Source organism: Streptomyces sp. SX-6 (genome assembly GCF_059089585.1).
This window is the reverse complement of record NZ_JBTHHU010000009.1, coordinates 207,505-223,491: the sequence shown is the minus strand read 5'-3', so window position 1 is coordinate 223,491 and position 15,987 is coordinate 207,505. Positions and strand designations below refer to the sequence as shown.

Sequence of the window (15,987 nt, the reverse complement as noted above, 5' to 3'; positions counted from 1 at the left end):
ATTCGCCGGGGCGCCTGTCACCCCCGGTTCGGCCTCGGCACACCCACCCCGTGTGCCGTCGGGAAGCGGGCGAGCACACCCCTGCCCCACGGCGGGGGAACCCTTTCGGCTGCCGGCGACCCCGGGGGCCGGACAGACGGAGGAGCACACGTGACCGTGGACAGCACCACCTCGCGCAAGCCGCGCGGTGGCAAACGGGCCGGCGGCAGGAAGCCGGCCGGTGAGAAGGGCCAGCCGGAGCTCGTACAGCTGCTGACGCCCGAGGGCGAGCGGGTCGAGCACCCCGACTACTCCATCGACGTCACGCCCGAGGAACTGCGCGGCCTGTACCGGGACATGGTGCTGAGCCGCCGCTTCGACGGTGAGGCGACCACGCTGCAGCGCCAGGGCGAACTGGGCCTGTGGGCCTCGCTGCTCGGCCAGGAGGCCGCGCAGATCGGCTCCGGGCGTGCCACCCGCGACGACGACTATGTCTTCCCGACCTACCGCGAGCACGGCGTCGCCTGGTGCCGCGGGGTCGACCCGACGAACCTGCTCGGCATGTTCCGCGGCGTCAACCACGGCGGCTGGGACCCCAACGAGAACAACTTCCACCTCTACACGATCGTCATCGGCTCGCAGGCGCTGCACGCCACCGGCTACGCCATGGGCATCACCAAGGACGGCGCCGACTCCGCCGTGATCGCCTACTTCGGCGACGGCGCCTCCAGCCAGGGCGACGTGGCCGAGGCCTTCACCTTCGCGGCCGTCTACAACGCTCCCGTCGTGTTCTTCTGCCAGAACAACCAGTGGGCCATCTCCGAGCCCACCGAGAGGCAGACCCGCGTCCCGCTCTACCAGCGCGCCCAGGGCTACGGCTTCCCCGGCGTCCGGGTCGACGGCAACGACGTCCTCGCCTGCCTCGCCGTCACCAAGTCCGCGCTGGAGCGCGCCCGTACGGGCGCCGGACCCACCCTGGTCGAGGCATTCACCTACCGCATGGGCGCCCACACCACCTCCGACGACCCGTCCCGCTACCGGCGCGACGAGGAGCGCGAGCTGTGGGAGGCCAAGGACCCGATCCTGCGCCTGCGCCGCCACCTCGAGCGCGAGGGCTTCGCCGACGAGGCGTTCTTCGACGGGCTGGAGAAGGAGAGCGACGCGCTCGCCAAGCGCGTGCGCGACACCGTCCGCACCATGCCGGACCCCGACAACATGGCGATCTTCGAGAACATCTACGCCGACGGCCACGCGCTGGTCGACGAGGAACGCGCGCAATTCGCCGCCTACCAGGCCTCGTTCGCCGAGGAGGAGAGCCACTGATGGCCACGGAAAAGCTCTCGATCTCCAAGGCGATCAACGCCTCGCTGCGCACCGCGCTGGAGACCGACCCCAAGGTCCTGGTCATGGGCGAGGACGTCGGCAAGCTCGGCGGCGTCTTCCGCGTCACCGACGGCCTGCAGAAGGACTTCGGCGAGGACCGGGTCATCGACACCCCGCTCGCCGAGTCCGGCATCGTCGGCACCGCGATCGGCCTCGCGCTGCGCGGCTACCGGCCCGTGGTGGAGATCCAGTTCGACGGGTTCGTCTTCCCCGCGTACGACCAGATCGTCACCCAGCTCGCCAAGATGCACGCCCGCGCGCTCGGCAAGATCAAGCTGCCGGTCGTCATCCGTATCCCCTACGGCGGCGCGATCGGTGCCGTCGAGCACCACAGCGAGTCGCCCGAGGCGCTCTTCGCGCACGTGGCGGGCCTGAAGGTCGTCTCCCCGGCCAACGCCTCCGACGCGTACTGGATGCTCCAGCAGGCCATCCAGAGCGACGACCCGGTCATCTACTTCGAGCCCAAGCGCCGCTACCACGACCGCTCCGAGGTCGACTTCGACGCCATCCCGGGCCCCCTGCACACCGCCCGTACGGTCCGCGAGGGCACCGACCTGACGCTCGCCGCGTACGGGCCGATGGTGAAGACCTGTCTCGAGGCCGCCACGGCGGCCGCGGAGGAGGGCAAGTCCCTCGAGGTCCTCGACCTGCGCTCGGTCTCGCCGGTCGACTTCGACGCGATCCAGAAGTCCGTGGAGCGCACCGGCCGCCTGGTCGTCGTCCACGAGGCCCCGGTGTTCTTCGGCTCCGGCGCCGAGATCGCCGCACGGATCACCGAGCGCTGCTTCTACCACCTGGAGGCCCCCGTCCTGCGGGTCGGCGGCTACCACGCCCCCTACCCGCCGTCGCGCCTCGAGGACGAGTACCTTCCGGGCCTGGACCGGGTACTCGACGCCGTAGACCGCGCGCTTGCGTACTGAGGGACTGGGAGAGTCGTGACGATGACTACGAGCACGGAACGCTTCCGCGAGTTCAAGATGCCCGACGTGGGCGAGGGACTCACCGAGGCGGAAATTCTCAAGTGGTACGTGGCCGTGGGGGACACCGTCTCCGACGGGCAGGTGGTCTGCGAGGTCGAGACCGCCAAGGCGGCCGTGGAACTGCCGATCCCCTTCGACGGGGTCGTGCACGAGCTGCGCTTCGAGGAGGGTACGACGGTCGACGTCGGCGCCCCGATCATCTCCATCGACACGCAGCCCGGTGCGGGTACGGCCGCGCCTGAGCCCGCGGTTGAAGCCGAGCCGGAGCAGCCTGCCGGCCGTCAGGCCGTGCTGGTCGGCTACGGCGCCGCGCCGTCCTCGACCAAGCGCCGGGCGCGCAAGGCGCAGCCGGACGCGCGCAGTTCGGTGGCCGCCGGGCTCCAGGCCGAGCTCAACGGCCACGCCGCCCCCGTGGCCATAACTGCCCCGGCCCCTGCCCCGGCGGGCGTCGGCGCCGCCGGACAGCCGCAGGACCGGCCCCTGGCCAAGCCGCCCGTCCGCAAGCTGGCCAAGGACCTCGGCATCGACCTGGCCACGGTGACGCCCACCGGCCCCGACGGCATCGTGACCCGGGACGACGTGCACGCCGCCGCCAAGGCGGTCACCGCACCTGTCGCCGTGGCCGTCGTGGCCCCCGCCCCGAGCACGATCGCGGACCGCGAGACCCGCATCCCGGTCAAGGGCGTCCGCAAGGCCACCGCCCAGGCCATGGTGGCGAGCGCCTTCACCGCGCCGCACGTCACGGAGTTCGTCACCGTCGACGTCACGCGCACGATGAAGCTCGTCCAGCAGCTGAAGTCCGACCCCGACCTGGCCGGGCTGCGCATCAACCCGATGCTGATCGTCGCCAAGGCGCTGCTGCTCGCCATCAAGCGCAACCCGGACGTCAACGCGGCCTGGGACGAGGCGAATCAGGAGATCGTCCTCAAGCACTACATCAACCTGGGCATCGCCGCCGCCACCCCGCGCGGCCTGATCGTCCCGAACATCAAGGACGCCGGCACCAAGACCCTGGCCGAGCTGGCCACGTCGCTGGCCGACCTGGTCGCCACCGCGCGTGAGGGCAGGACGACCCCCGCCGACATGCAGGGCGGCACGGTCACCATCACCAACGTCGGTGTCTTCGGCATCGACGCCGGTACGCCCATCCTCAACCCGGGCGAGTCCGCGATCCTGGCGTTCGGTGCGATCAAGCTCCAGCCCTGGGTGCACAAGGGCAAGGTCAAGCCCCGGCACGTCACCACGCTGGCGCTCTCCTTCGACCACCGCCTCGTCGACGGCGAGCTCGGCTCGAAGGTGCTGGCGGACATCGCGGCCGTCCTCGAGCACCCCAAGCGTCTGATGACCTGGGGCTGATCGCCCGCGGATACGGAAACCCGCGGATACGGAAAAGGGCCCGGACACGCTCTCTCCTCACCCCCCTCCAGTGAGGAGCCGAGCAGCGTCCGGGCCCCAGGGCGCGGCTTACGGGTCAGCACGGGTCCCGCGACTCCCCCGTGAGACGTCGCAGGAACCGCACTGACTCGTAAGCCGCGCCCTGTCCGTGTTACGGAGCGGCCTAGGGACACCACCCTGGCAGGGGGTGGAATGGCCCATGCTGCGCAATTTACTTAAGATTGGCCGACACTTGCAGTGTCGGTATCGGGGGTCGGTATCGGTTCGCTAGCAGGAGAGAACGTGGAGCACGACGGCGAGTCGATCAGCCGCTTGCTGCGTGCATGGCGCGCCCGCCTCGACGCCCGTACCCTGCCCGAACTGCGCTGGGTCCTCCCGCGCCCCGGACGGCTGCTCTCCCAGGCGCACGTCGCCCGCATGACCGGCGTCAGCGAGGGCTGGTACCGCGCCCTGGAGGCCGGACGGCGCCGGGACTTCTCCGAGAGCTTCCTGCAGCGCGTCGCCGACGCCCTGCGCCTGAGCGAGGCCGAGACGCTGACGCTCTTCCTCGCCGTCAGCGGCCGTCGCCCGCCCGCTGGAGGCGCACGCATCTGCGACGAACTCCCGAAGGGCGTCAAGCTCCTGCTCGAGCAGCAGGTCAGCTACCCCTGCTACCTCTCCGACACCTCGTGGAACGTCATCGCCTCCAACTCCCTGATGGGCGAATGGTTTCCCTGGGTGCTGCGCCCCGAGCCCAACCTCATGCGCTGGGCCCTGCTGCACCCCGAGGCCCGCGAGCAGATGCTCGACTGGGAGGACATCTGCGCGCGTACGTATCTCGCCATGCTCCGCGTCGCCGCCAACAGCAACCCCGGTGACCCCCAACTGGCCGCCCTCGTACGCGAGATCCTCACCGCCGACGCCGCCTGCCGCCGCATATGGGCGGAGGAGCACGACGTCGTCGAGCACCGTGACGGGCACGTATTCCGGCTGCGGCTGCCGTACCACGACAGCGAGGAGATCCGGGTGGTCAGCCATGTACTGCTGCCCATACAGCGTCCGGACCTGCGCTTCGTCGTCATCACGCCGCTGACCGACTGAGAGCCGGACACTCGGCTGCGCACCGGTACGTACCAGCCATCGTCCGTATCGCGGACAGGGTCTCATCAGGCATCTGTCTTGTATCTATGCTGTGCGCATGCCTGTTGCCCCCGCCGTCCAGGACAGACAGCTCCCCGCCGCCGACCGCGTCTACGCCCATGTGAAGGACGCGGTCCTGCACCGGCGTTACGAGGGAGGGACCCTGCTGACCGAGGGGGACCTGGCCGAGACCGTGGGGGTGTCCCGGACGCCCGTCCGGGAGGCGCTGCTCAGGCTGGAGGGAGAGGGGCTGCTCAAGCTCTATCCCAAGAAGGGGGCGCTCGTGCTGGCCGTGTCCGCACAGGAGATCGCGGATGTGGTGGAGACCCGGCTGCTGGTGGAGAAGCACACGGTGGCCAAAGCCGTCCCCGCGCCGCCCGCTCTCATCACCCGCCTGGAAGAACTCGTGGACGCCATGCAGCGGCAGGCCGCCGCGGGGGACCTCGAGGCCGTATCGGTCAGCGACCGCGCCTTCCACGCGGCGATCGTGCGCAGCGCGGGCAACCAGATCCTCGCCCGCCTCTACGACCAGCTGCGCGACCGGCAGTTGAGGATGGGCGTGGCCGTGATGCACGCCCACCCCGACCGGATCGCCAAGACCATCGCCGAGCACACCGAGATCCTCGACGCCCTGCGCGCCGGGGACGGCATGGCCGCGACCGGCATCATCGAGCGGCACATCGGCTGGGTGCGCAACCTCGCGCAGGGTGACGTCCGATGAGCTCCGTCGCCCTGCCCGGCGATCCCCCCGGAGGCCGGCGGGCGGTCGGCATCTGGAGTGTCGGGGTCGCCGTCTACTTCGTCGCCATCGTCTTCCGTACGAGCCTTGGCGTGGCCGGGATCGACGCCGCCGAGCGGTTCCACATCAACTCCTCGGCGCTGTCGACGTTTTCCATACTCCAGCTGCTCGTCTACGCGGGCATGCAGATACCCGTCGGCCTGATGGTCGACCGGATGGGCACCAAGAAGGTGCTGGCGCTCGGTGTAGTCCTGTTCACCGCAGGGCAGTTCGGGTTCGCGCTGTCGCACACGTACGGTGCCGCGCTCGCCTGCCGGGCGCTGCTCGGCTGCGGCGACGCGATGACGTTCATCAGCGTGCTGCGGCTCGGCTCACGCTGGTTCCCGGCCCGCAACGGGCCGATGATCGCCCAGGTCGCCGCCTTGTTCGGGATGGCGGGCAACCTGGTCTCGACGCTCCTGCTCGCCGAGGTCCTGCACACCCGGGGCTGGACGGCCACGTTCGCGAGCAGCGCGATGGCCGGCGCGGTGGTGCTCGTCCTGCTGCTGGCCTTCCTCAAGGACCACCCCGAGGGGTACGAACCCGCGCCCGGCCCGCACCCGGGCGCGGGCCGGGTACGGCAGCAGATCGCCCTCGCCTGGCGGGAGCCGGGCACCCGGCTCGGCATGTGGGTGCACTTCACCACCCAGTTCCCGGCCATGGTGTTCCTGCTGCTGTGGGGCATGCCGTTCCTGGTGGAGGCCGAGGGCATGTCCCGTGAGGGAGCGGGCGAGTTGCTGACCCTCATCGTCCTGGTGAACATGGCCGTCGGTCTCGTCTACGGGCAGGTCATCGCCCGGCACGGCGCGGCCCGGTGCCCGCTCGCGCTCGGCACCGTCGCGGCCACCGTCCTGCTGTGGGCGGCGGTCGTCGGCTGGCCCGGGACCCACGCCCCGGTGTGGCTGCTGATCGTGCTGGCCGTGGTGCTCGGCGCCTGCGGCCCGGCCTCGATGATCGGCTTCGACTTCGCCCGGCCCGCCAACCCGCCCGAGCGGCAGGGCACGGCATCCGGCATCGTCAACATGGGCGGCTTCACCGCCTCCATCACCACGCTGCTCGCCGTGGGCATCATCCTGGACGCCACCGGCGGCAACTACCGTGCCGCGTTCTCGGCGGTGTTCGTGGTCCAGGCGGCAGGGCTCAGCCAGATACTGCGGCTGAGGAAGAAGGCCCAACGGCGGGAAGACGAACGGGTCGTGGCGTCGCGGGTGGAGACGATCCACGTGCCGGCCCAGGACCTCACGGCGTGACGCTGATGCTTATGGCGTGATGGCGAACTCGCGGAGAACCGCCTCCGCGAGCTCCTGCTCACCCTCCACCTTGACCTGTCCGGCCACCGTCTCCGGCCCCACCCGGCCGCACGCCAGGCGGACGTACATCTCCCAGTCCAGCGTGAACGTCACCGTCGGACCCAGCGAGACCGTGCTGCCGATCGTGCCCCGCCCGTGCTCGTCCACGCGCACCGTGCGCATGAACTCCAGCGGGCCGTGCACGTCGAAGACCACCGCCGAACCCGGCGGCGCGTCCGCGTCCTTGGCCACCACCTTCGGCAGCGCGGCGAGCAGGAAGTCCCGCGTGATCACCGCGCCCGGCGAGTCGAGGTTGCCGGGCATGCCGAGCGCACGGCGCAGGTCCTGCTCGTGCACCCATACGTCGAAGGCCCGTAGGGTCAGCGTCCGTTCGAGGGTCTGCTCGTTGCCGGTGCCCAGCGGCCAGCGCACCTTGGACTGCGGACCGCGCGACTCGTTGCGCAGCTGCCGCGACCGCCGGATGATCGTGTAGTCCAGCTCGGACGTCATCTCCAGGGCGGTGTGGCAGCGCCGTACATCGACCTGCACCTCGATGTAGCGCGTGAACTCGTCGACCACATGGTAGAGATCGCGCGGCAGGGTGTGGATCGGCCGTGGTTCGCCCAGCATTTCGCACTCGACGCCGATCACATGCGAGACGACGTCCCGCACGGACCACCCCGGGCACTCGGTGCGCCGGTTCCAGTCGGCCTCGGCGAGGGGCTTCACCAGTTCGTTGATCGCTTCGATGGAATGGGTCCAGGCGTCGATGGCCGGCTGAAGACTTGGGTGGACGGTCACGTGTGGTCCCTCTGGCGGTGCTGGACAGGTGCTGGACATAGGGCGTAGGCAACTGCTCCGGGGGGTGCTCACCAGTTAAGTTACGCTGCGCGTGGGCAACCTGGCAGTGGTTTCGTCGCGTGAGAGTGGTGGTACGGTGCGCGCCTCCTTGATCCAACTGGCCGTGAACCCGGCCGAGACGCAGGACGTACGGCGCGAGCGCGCCGTGGCTCTCGTCCGTGACCAGCGCGGCAGCGACCTCGTGGTGCTTCCCGAGCTGTGGCACGTGGGCGCATTCAACTTTGACGCCTTTGCCTCAAGTGCGGAGAGTCTGGACGGCCCGACCGCCCGGGCGATGTCAACCGCCGCGCGTGACACGGGAGTCTGGCTGCATGCGGGATCGATCGTCGAACACGGCACCGGTGGGGAAGGGGGAGTACACGAGCTCTACAACACGTCGCTCGTGTTCTCCCCCGCCGGTGAACTGATCCGCACCTACCGCAAGATCCACCGCTTCGGCTTCGACCGAGGCGAGGCCGTGCTGATGAGCGCCGGTACGTCTCCCGTGACGGTCGCCCTGCCGGAGACCACGCTGGGCCTGGCGACCTGCTACGACCTGCGTTTCCCCGAGCTGTTCCGCGCCCTGGCGGACGAGGGCGCGCAGACCTTCGTCATCCCGGCCGGCTGGCCCGAGGTCCGCCGCGAGCACTGGACCCTCCTCGCCCGCGCCCGCGCCGTCGAGGACCAGGCGTACGTGCTCGCCTGCGGCACGGCCGGTACGCACGCGGGCGTACCGCAGGCGGGGCACAGCATCGTCGTCGACCCCTGGGGCGAGGTGATCGCCGAGGCGGGGCGCGAGGAGGAGGTTCTCACCGTCGACCTCGACATGGAGCGGGTGGCGAGGACGCGGGAGGAGTTCCCGGCCCTGAAGGACCGGGTGCTCGGCCTGTCTTGATCAAATGCCGTCGTCGGGCGCCTTGTTGATCTTCAAGGTCTTCGGTATGGACGGCAGCAGACGCTGCTTCGACGTGACCTCACGGATGCGGCGCGGATCGGTGAACTTCTCCTGCCCCGCGCCACGGAACGTGACGGCCGGTCCGCCCTTGCGCAGGTTGCCGCCCTTGGGAGCGAGGCCCTTGACGGCGGGCAGCCGGTAGGACGTGGCCTTGTGCAGGGCCTGGTCCAGGAACGCCGCCGTCATCTGGGCGACCTGGGCCCGCGCGGCGGCCGGCGAGGCGACCTTGGACGCCTTGCAGGTCCCGTTGGAGCCGTCCTTGTTGGTGGGTGCCAGGTTGGTGTTGAGCATCGTGTGCCCTGTACCGGCGAGCAGCACATCGGCCGCGACCTTCGTCCGGCCGGATGCGGCGAGCGACTTCATGGTCCGCAGGCCGGCCGTCGGGCCGGTGTCCTCGTCGCACGCACCACGGATGTTGAGCACGGGCACCTTGTGGGTGGCCTTCTCCGCGTTCTCGGCCGGCTCGATGGCTACGGCCCCGAAGAGCCCGGCCCGCTTGGCGGCCTGCTGCGACAGGACGTAGCCGCCGCCCCGGCTGTGCCCGACCAGGCCCACGCGGGAAGTGTCGATCCGCCCCTTCAACCCCGGGATGTTCAGCCCGTGGTTGACGCCCTTGTTGAGGTCGGACAGCAGCTTCAGGTGCGCGGAGACGAGGTCGGTGTAGCCCTTCTCCGGCTCGGTCTCCCCGCCCCACCAGATCTCCGGCGAGACGACGTCGATGGAGACGGCCACGAAGCCCTTGCGGGTGAGCGACTGTACGAGGTGCGACAGCCCGGCGTTCTGCCGCAGGTAGTCGGGGCCGACCTTGTCGCGCTTGCCGGGCTCGGCGCAGACCAGCGGCCACGTGGTCTTCACGGCGTTACGGGCGATGTTGGGCGCCTTGGCGGTGGTGACGCAGTTGGGGTGCGCGCCGTGCATCACCACGACGACGGGGTGCGGCCCCTTGCCCTCGGGCATGCCGAGGACGCCGTGCACCTGGGTGGGGTTGCCGGCGGTGCGGCCCCCGGTGATGTTCAGCAGCCCGGGCGGGAGGGCGTAGGAGGTGAGGCCGCCGGGCTGCTTGAGGGCGGCTTCCGCGCTGGCGGGGGTGAGGGCCATGCCGAGGGCTATGGCGGTGGCAACGAGGCTTATGGGCCGGATGCGTGTTCTCTTCACACCGAGGAGGACGGCAAAGGGGAGGTAAAGGTTCCGGCGAGCCGGGCGAGTGCGGCGGCCTCGGGGCTGCCCACCTCGGCGCTGAACAGGTGCACCACCAGGCCGATTTCATCGGCTCCGGCGGGCACGTCCAGCGTCTCGAAGTCGAGCGTGAGCAGCCCGGCCTCGGGATGGCGGAGCTGCTTGCGCCCGGCGGTGCACATGGTGACCTCGCCGGTGTCCCAGAACTGCCGGAACTCCGCGCTGAGAGCGGACAGTTCGCCGATGAGCGCGATCAGCTCGGTGTCGTCGGGATAGCGCCCCGCGGCGACGCGCAGCTGTCCTACGACCTCCGAGGCCCTGTCCTCCCACGTGGGGTGGACGACGCGGGAAGCGGGGTCGAGGAAGAGGAAACGGGCGTTGTTCCGGTCGCGCCGGTAGCCCGGGCCGCCTATGAGCTCGCTGCCGAGCCTGTTCCAGGCCACCACGTCGAGGCGGTGGTTCGTCACGAAGACCGGGAAGCCGTCCAGGGAGTCGAGCATCCGCTGGAGTTGGGGGCTGACCCGGGTCGTGGGCGCTGGCTCACGCCGTCCGCAGGCCAGAGTGCCGAGGTGCTTGCGCTCCGCCGGGTCGAGATCCAGCGCCCGGGCGAGCGCGTCCAGCACCTCCGTGGACGGCTGGGTGGCCCGGCCCTGCTCGAGGCGTACGTAGTAGTCCACGCTGATCCCCGCGAGCTGCGCCAGCTCCTCGCGCCGCAGCCCGCGCACCCGTCTGCGGCTGCCCCCGTCTATCCCGACGCGCTCCGGCGCGACCCGCCCCCGCCGGGCGCGCAGAAACCCGCCGAGCGCGCTTCCTGTGTCGTTCATGCGCTCCAGTATGAGTGGCCCCCGCAGTACCAGGACTGGCGTTCCTACGGTTGCACAGGGTGCTGGCTGCCACGCTGCGGGCGGATGATCGTTGACCCCATGACCGCAGCAGCCAAGAACATCCTGATCGTCAGCGCCCACCCCGAACCCCGTTCTCTCAACGCCTCCTTGACCACCTTCGCGGTCGACCACCTGCGGGCGGCAGGGCACGAGGTCCAGGTGTCCGACCTCTACGCGATGAAGTGGAAGGCGACGGTCGACGCCGACGACTTCCCCGACCTCGCGGCCGGTGAGCGGCTCAAGGTGATGGGCGCCTCGCAGGAAGCGACCCTGGCCGGTCGCCTGACCCCGGACGTCGTGGCGGAGCAGGAGAAGGTGCGGTGGGCCGATGCGCTGATCCTGCAGTTCCCGCTGTGGTGGTTCTCCGCTCCCGCGATCGTGAAGGGCTGGATAGACCGGGTGTTCACGGCCGGGTTCGCGTACGGCGCGGACGTCGTCCCCCCGCCCTACAGCGAGGGCGCCCTGGCGGGCCGGCGAGCCCTGGTGTCGGTGACGACCGGCGCCCGGGGGACGGCCTTCTCCGACCGCGGCATCCACGGCCACATCGAGGACGTCCTCCACCCGCTCCAGCACGGCCTGTTCTGGTTCACGGGCATGGCCCCGCTCGAGCCGTTCGGGGTGTACGCGGCGAACATCCTGTCCGAGGAGCAGGCCGAGGAGACGAAGCGGGAGTACGCCCGCCGCCTGGACGGCCTCTTCACGGACACCCCGGTCCCGTACCGCACCCTCACCGGCGGCGACTACGACCACGACATGCGGCTGCTGCCGGGCGTGGAAGCGCCGGGGGCGAGCGGGTTCGGGCTGCACGTGAAGGCGGACGTCTAGTCCGCGCCGAGCAGCTCCAGGATGTCGCGGAGGTGGTGTTCGAACACCGGCTCGGGATCGGTCAGCGCGAAGGCCAAGTGCCCGAACACCTCCATGGAGACCACGCCGTACAGGCGCGACCAGGCGAGCACGAAGACGTACAGCGCCTCCAGGGGAGGCTCGGACCCGATGTGTTCCCGGACCTCCTCCAGCTGGACAAGCCATGCCGCGTCGAGTGCGCGGGGCTCGGGCAGTGGGAGTGCGCCCGCCCGCCAGAACTCCATCATCAGGTCGACGAACACCCCTCCGAAGCGCCAACTGGCCGCATGGCACGGGTCGCCGGGGGCGCAGTCGGCGTCGGCCACGGGCTTGCTGAAGATGAGCGTGAACTCCGGCTTGTGGTGCAGCGCCCAGGTGCGCAGCCCTCGGGCGACCGAGAGGAAACGGCCCTTCGGGGATTGCTCGGGTGCCTCTTCGCGGGCACGTTCCAGGTCGGCGGTCAGCTCGTCGTAGAGCAAGGCCGTCAGTGCCTGCACCAACTCGCGGTGGTCGGCGTAGTAGCGGTACAGGCCCGGGGCGGTCATCCCCATCTCGCGCGCGATGGCCCGAAGCGAGACGGCGCCAGGACCCTCGTCCACCAGCAACTGCCGGGCACAGCGCAGGATCTCGGCCTTCATCTCCGCGCGCTGGCGGTCCCGTGACTTCTCGCGCTGGTGCGCCCTCCGTGTCGACGGCGGGGCGATCTGGATGCTCACGGTTGTGCCTCCTGCTGTCGTGCGGTTCCGTCGGCCGGCCCGTGCTTGACAATGCTAACGCCTGTAGCGTCTAGTAAACGCCGTAAGCTAACGCTGTTTACGAACGAGGGACGCTGGACGGGCACGGAGGGGACATGCTTGCTCGCTGGGGGGATCTGGTCGTACGACGCCGATGGCTGATACTCGTTCTGGGTCTTGCCGTCGTGGTCGTGGGCGCAGTGTGGGGAGGCCGGGTCGGCGATGACCTGGGCAGCGGTGGCTGGGACACGCCGGGCAGCGCGTCGCAGCGCGCGGCGCAGCGCATCGAGCGTCAGTTTCCTGACGAACGTACGGATGTGATCGCCGTCTTCAGCGATCCGCACAGGACGGTCCAGGATCCGGCGTTCCGCAGCGCGGTCGAGGACTCGCTCCGGGGGCTGCCTCACGAGGAGGTGAGCAGCGCACGGACGTACTGGTCCACTCGGTCCCCGTCCTTCGTCTCCCACGACCGCCACAGCACCTTCGCGGCCCTGCGACTCAACGCGCCGGACGCCGACCGGGCCAAAGACGTCTTCGGCCGTATCAAGGGCAAGTTCACCGCGTCCGGCATACGCCTCGGGCTCACCGGCCACGCCGTCGTCTTCGACGACGTGAGCATGCTGACCAAGCAGGACACCTCACGTGCCGAGACGTTGTCCGCCCCTGTTCTCCTGCTCCTCCTTGTCATGATCTTCGGCGGGCTCGCCGCGGCGTCGATGCCGCTCGCGGTCGGGGCACTGGTGGTGCTCGGATCCTTCTCCGTGCTGCGGGTGATGACCTGGCTCACCGATGTGTCGGTGTTCTCGCTCAACATCGTGACGATGCTGGGGCTCGGACTGGCCATCGACTACGCGCTGTTCGTGGTGGGCCGCTTCCGCGAGGAGATGGCATCCGGCCGGTCGACCGCCGAAGCGGTACGCGAGACCATGGCCACCGCCGGACGGACGGTCGCCTTCTCGGGGGTCACGGTCGCGGTGTCCATCGGCAGCCTGGTGATCTTCCCGCAAGGCTTTCTGCGATCCATGGGGTACGGCGGAGTGGCAGCCGTGGTCATTGCCATGGCCGCTTCACTCACCGTGCTTCCCGCGCTGTTGGCGGTGCTCGGTGCTCGCGTCAACGCCCTTCGGATCCCGCTGCCGACCGGCCGTCGGCGGGGAGCCGGAGCGGAGGCCCCGGCCGAAGCCGGACGCTGGTACCGCGCCGCGCGAGCGGTCATGCGCCGGCCGGTGTTGGTCGCCGCGCCGGTGGTCGCGCTACTGGTCGCTCTGGGTCTGCCTTTCCTGCAGGCGAGTTGGGGCGGCGTCACGGAGAAGGTACTGCCCGAGCACACCGGCAGCAGGGTGACCAGTGAGCGCGTGGACCGTGACTTCGCCGGGAATCTCACCTCTCCGATGACCGTGGTGGTGACCTTCGACGGGGGGAGGCAGGCGGACAGCGCGAGTGCTCGGCCGGACCTCGTGGCCTTCGGCCGACGGCTGTCGCGGGTGCCCGGGGCCGATGGAGCCCAGGTGACGGCCGTGCACGGCTCCTCGGCGCTCATCCAGGTCGGTTACTCCTCATACTCCATGAGCGAGCAGGCCAGGGAACTCGTCGCGAAGGTGCGCGACGTGCCCCCACCGGCGGGTGCCCAGGTGCTGGTGGGCGGCGTCACCGCCGCGCTCGTGGACCAGCTCGACAGCCTGGGCGCGCACCTGCCCTGGATGGCGTTGACCGCCGTGCTCGCCACTGTGGTGCTGCTGTTCCTGGCCTTCGGTTCGCTCGTCCTGCCCCTCAAGGCCGTGGCGATGAACGCCCTTTCGCTCTTCGCCGCCTTCGGTGTCGTCGTGTGGGTGTTCCAGGAGGGGCATGGCGCCGGGTTCCTCGGATTCACGGCGACCGGGACACTCGACGCCAGCCAGCCCATCCTCATGCTGGCGGTCCTGTTCGGACTGTCCATGGACTACGAGGTGTTCCTGCTGGCCCGCATGCGGGAGCACTGGGACCGCAGCGGTGACGCGGTGGAATCGGTCGCGGTCGGCGTCCAGCGCAGCGCGCGCATCATCACCAGTGCCGCACTGCTGCTGGTGGTGGTCGTGGCCGCGTTCTCCACCTCGGGCATCAGCCTGGTCAAGATGATCGGTGTCGGCATGGCGGTTGCCATCATTCTCGACGTCACGGTGGTCCGTCTTCTGCTCATGCCCGCCGTTCTCCGCCTTCTCGGGCGCGCCGCGTGGTGGGCACCGGCGCCGCTCGCCCGGTGGTGGGTCCGTCACGGAGTGCGGGAGGCGGCCGAGCCCGAGTCGGCGCAGCCGGTGTCGTCCGCGGAACCCGCCGACCGGCTCAGCCAGCCCAGCTCCAGTGCCCGGACGCCCGCCTGAAAACGGCTCTCTGCCCCCAGCAGTTGCATGACGTCCGACGTGAGACGGCTCAACGTCCGCAAGGAGATACCCAGATGACGGGCTATCTGTTCGTCCTTGATGCCTGTGGCCATCAGCCGCACCACGGCCTGCTGTTGTTCCGTGGCGGCATGGCCCGGCGGCTCCACGCCGTGGTCGGCGGTCACCGGCGAGGCGGCGTGCCAGCAGTACTCGTACAACGCGGCGTACGAGCGGACCAGCGCGGCACCGCGCGCCAGGATGACCCCCTTCTGCGGCTCGTCCGGATCGATGGGGAGAAGCACGATACGGCCGTCCGCCACGATGATGTGCAGCGGAACCGTCGGGCTGAGCCGCACTTCGCTGCCCAGCGCGAGGAGTTCCTGCAAGTGCTGCTGAACGTAAGGGACGCACGCGAAGCGGGAGGGGTACACCGTGCGGACCCGTACCCCACGCTCGACGTGCACGCGGTCGCGTTCGAGTCCGCCGCGCAGGATCTCGGCGGGCGGCAGGGGGCCGGCGTGCAGCGAGGCCACATCCGTGCGTGCCAGGTCGACCAGGTCGTCGAGCAGACGCTCGATGCGATCCGTGTCCGTGATCACCTCGACCTCGATGTCGGCCTGTTCGTGTCCGGCGGTGTGCCGGTAGCGGCAGACGAGGCTCTCGACCGCCCACATGCCCCGGTCCAGCCAGTCCATGTGCAGGTTCAAGTAGCGCCGTTGTTCCTCGAGCAGGCGCAGCAGCGCGGCCTCGGGATCGACGACGGAGAGGGATGCCTCGCCGGGTTCGGTGCGAACCAGGCCGAGTTCCTTCAACTCCTGCCAGGCGACTTCCAGTTCCTTGGGGCTGACCGCCAACTCGGAGCGGATGGTCCGGTCGTCGGGAGTCCCGCCGGTCTTCACCCAGCGGTAGAGGGCCGGAGCCGCCGTGCTCTGCCCCGGCTCGCCCCGCGGATCCGTCACTCGTCCCACTTGTGCCCCGTTCTCCCGATGAGTCACACGGACCTCTGCACGTTACCGTTCGCGCAGCACAGGGGGTACCACCCCGATAGCTCGCGAGATGGCACGGTACATCGCTCATCGGGCCGGAGGATCAAGCTCCGGATTTAACTTCCCGGTAGTCGTCCCGCATTCCGGCAGATATGCCGGACCGGGTCTGGCGAATTTATGCCATGGCGTGCATGCGCAGCCCGAAAACGTGGTTCGGCCGTTTGGGCTCAGGCAGGATGAGGTTCGTCAGTGGGAGCGGTCCCGGAAGAGTGGTCCGGATACTCTCTGA

General features: G+C 69.9%; 14 protein-coding genes. 9 read left to right on the top strand and 5 right to left on the bottom strand.

What is annotated here, in order from left to right; genetic code table 11:
- The first annotated feature begins 150 nt into the window (after window positions 1-150).
- From pdhA to ACV530_RS14460, 6 genes are all read left to right on the top strand, one after another.
- The gene (gene pdhA / locus ACV530_RS14485) at window positions 151-1,302 is read left to right on the top strand and encodes a pyruvate dehydrogenase (acetyl-transferring) E1 component subunit alpha (protein ID WP_494332825.1); all 1,152 of its coding nucleotides are present in this window, start codon (window positions 151-153) and stop codon (window positions 1,300-1,302) included.
- Window positions 1,302-2,282 (top strand): alpha-ketoacid dehydrogenase subunit beta, encoded by a 981-nt coding sequence (locus ACV530_RS14480; protein ID WP_494332824.1) that lies wholly within the window; start codon window positions 1,302-1,304, stop codon window positions 2,280-2,282. The genes pdhA and ACV530_RS14480 overlap by 1 nt, the downstream gene beginning before the upstream one ends.
- A 21-nt stretch (window positions 2,283-2,303) precedes the next feature.
- On the top strand, window positions 2,304-3,698 hold the full coding sequence (locus tag ACV530_RS14475; protein WP_494332823.1) for a dihydrolipoamide acetyltransferase family protein: 1,395 nt from the start codon (window positions 2,304-2,306) through the stop codon (window positions 3,696-3,698).
- A 321-nt stretch (window positions 3,699-4,019) separates the two neighbouring features.
- Window positions 4,020-4,817, top strand: a complete 798-nt coding sequence (locus ACV530_RS14470) for a helix-turn-helix domain-containing protein (RefSeq protein WP_494332822.1) — start codon at window positions 4,020-4,022, stop codon at window positions 4,815-4,817.
- Between the two features lie 97 nt (window positions 4,818-4,914).
- Window positions 4,915-5,577, top strand: a complete 663-nt coding sequence (locus tag ACV530_RS14465; protein WP_494332821.1) for a GntR family transcriptional regulator — start codon at window positions 4,915-4,917, stop codon at window positions 5,575-5,577.
- On the top strand, window positions 5,574-6,884 hold the full coding sequence (locus tag ACV530_RS14460; protein ID WP_494332820.1) for an MFS transporter: 1,311 nt from the start codon (window positions 5,574-5,576) through the stop codon (window positions 6,882-6,884). The genes ACV530_RS14465 and ACV530_RS14460 overlap by 4 nt, the downstream gene beginning before the upstream one ends.
- A 9-nt stretch (window positions 6,885-6,893) precedes the next feature.
- Here the strand turns inward: ACV530_RS14460 and ACV530_RS14455 are convergent, their stop codons facing one another.
- Window positions 6,894-7,724, bottom strand: coding sequence for a maleylpyruvate isomerase family mycothiol-dependent enzyme (locus ACV530_RS14455; RefSeq protein WP_494332819.1), 831 nt, complete (start codon window positions 7,722-7,724; stop codon window positions 6,894-6,896).
- A gap of 136 nt (window positions 7,725-7,860) precedes the next feature.
- Here ACV530_RS14455 and ACV530_RS14450 point away from each other — a divergent pair, with 136 nt between their 5' ends.
- The gene (locus ACV530_RS14450) at window positions 7,861-8,658 is read left to right on the top strand and encodes a carbon-nitrogen family hydrolase (protein ID WP_494332818.1); all 798 of its coding nucleotides are present in this window, start codon (window positions 7,861-7,863) and stop codon (window positions 8,656-8,658) included.
- Here ACV530_RS14450 and ACV530_RS14445 read toward each other — a convergent pair whose 3' ends face one another.
- The gene (locus tag ACV530_RS14445; RefSeq protein WP_494332817.1) at window positions 8,659-9,873 is read right to left on the bottom strand and encodes a dienelactone hydrolase family protein; all 1,215 of its coding nucleotides are present in this window, start codon (window positions 9,871-9,873) and stop codon (window positions 8,659-8,661) included.
- Window positions 9,870-10,718: a helix-turn-helix transcriptional regulator gene (locus ACV530_RS14440; protein ID WP_494332816.1), complete on the bottom strand. Its 849-nt coding sequence runs from the start codon at window positions 10,716-10,718 to the stop codon at window positions 9,870-9,872. The genes ACV530_RS14445 and ACV530_RS14440 overlap by 4 nt, the downstream gene beginning before the upstream one ends.
- A 99-nt stretch (window positions 10,719-10,817) precedes the next feature.
- Between ACV530_RS14440 and ACV530_RS14435 the strand changes: the two genes are divergently transcribed.
- Complete coding sequence (locus tag ACV530_RS14435; RefSeq protein WP_494332815.1) at window positions 10,818-11,603, top strand: NAD(P)H-dependent oxidoreductase; 786 nt, start codon at window positions 10,818-10,820, stop codon at window positions 11,601-11,603.
- Here ACV530_RS14435 and ACV530_RS14430 read toward each other — a convergent pair.
- Window positions 11,600-12,337: a TetR/AcrR family transcriptional regulator gene (locus tag ACV530_RS14430; RefSeq protein ID WP_494332814.1), complete on the bottom strand. Its 738-nt coding sequence runs from the start codon at window positions 12,335-12,337 to the stop codon at window positions 11,600-11,602. The genes ACV530_RS14435 and ACV530_RS14430 overlap by 4 nt on opposite strands.
- Window positions 12,338-12,471: 134 nt before the next feature.
- Here ACV530_RS14430 and ACV530_RS14425 point away from each other — a divergent pair, with 134 nt between their 5' ends.
- Window positions 12,472-14,712, top strand: a complete 2,241-nt coding sequence (locus ACV530_RS14425) for an MMPL family transporter (RefSeq protein ID WP_494332813.1) — start codon at window positions 12,472-12,474, stop codon at window positions 14,710-14,712.
- On the opposite strand, the gene ACV530_RS14420 is transcribed toward ACV530_RS14425, so the two are convergent.
- Window positions 14,604-15,671, bottom strand: coding sequence for a helix-turn-helix transcriptional regulator (locus tag ACV530_RS14420; RefSeq protein WP_494332812.1), 1,068 nt, complete (start codon window positions 15,669-15,671; stop codon window positions 14,604-14,606). The genes ACV530_RS14425 and ACV530_RS14420 overlap by 109 nt on opposite strands.
- Window positions 15,672-15,987: the final 316 nt, after the last annotated feature.

Coding starts and splice junctions, on each gene's coding strand:
- ACV530_RS14440 (WP_494332816.1), bottom strand. CDS start 10,718: ATGAACGACACAGGAAGCGCGCTCGGCGGGTTTCTGCGCGCCCGGCGG.
- ACV530_RS14465 (WP_494332821.1), top strand. CDS start 4,915: ATGCCTGTTGCCCCCGCCGTCCAGGACAGACAGCTCCCCGCCGCCGAC.
- ACV530_RS14475 (WP_494332823.1), top strand. CDS start 2,304: ATGACTACGAGCACGGAACGCTTCCGCGAGTTCAAGATGCCCGACGTG.
- ACV530_RS14460 (WP_494332820.1), top strand. CDS start 5,574: ATGAGCTCCGTCGCCCTGCCCGGCGATCCCCCCGGAGGCCGGCGGGCG.
- ACV530_RS14425 (WP_494332813.1), top strand. CDS start 12,472: ATGCTTGCTCGCTGGGGGGATCTGGTCGTACGACGCCGATGGCTGATA.
- ACV530_RS14480 (WP_494332824.1), top strand. CDS start 1,302: ATGGCCACGGAAAAGCTCTCGATCTCCAAGGCGATCAACGCCTCGCTG.
- ACV530_RS14435 (WP_494332815.1), top strand. CDS start 10,818: ATGACCGCAGCAGCCAAGAACATCCTGATCGTCAGCGCCCACCCCGAA.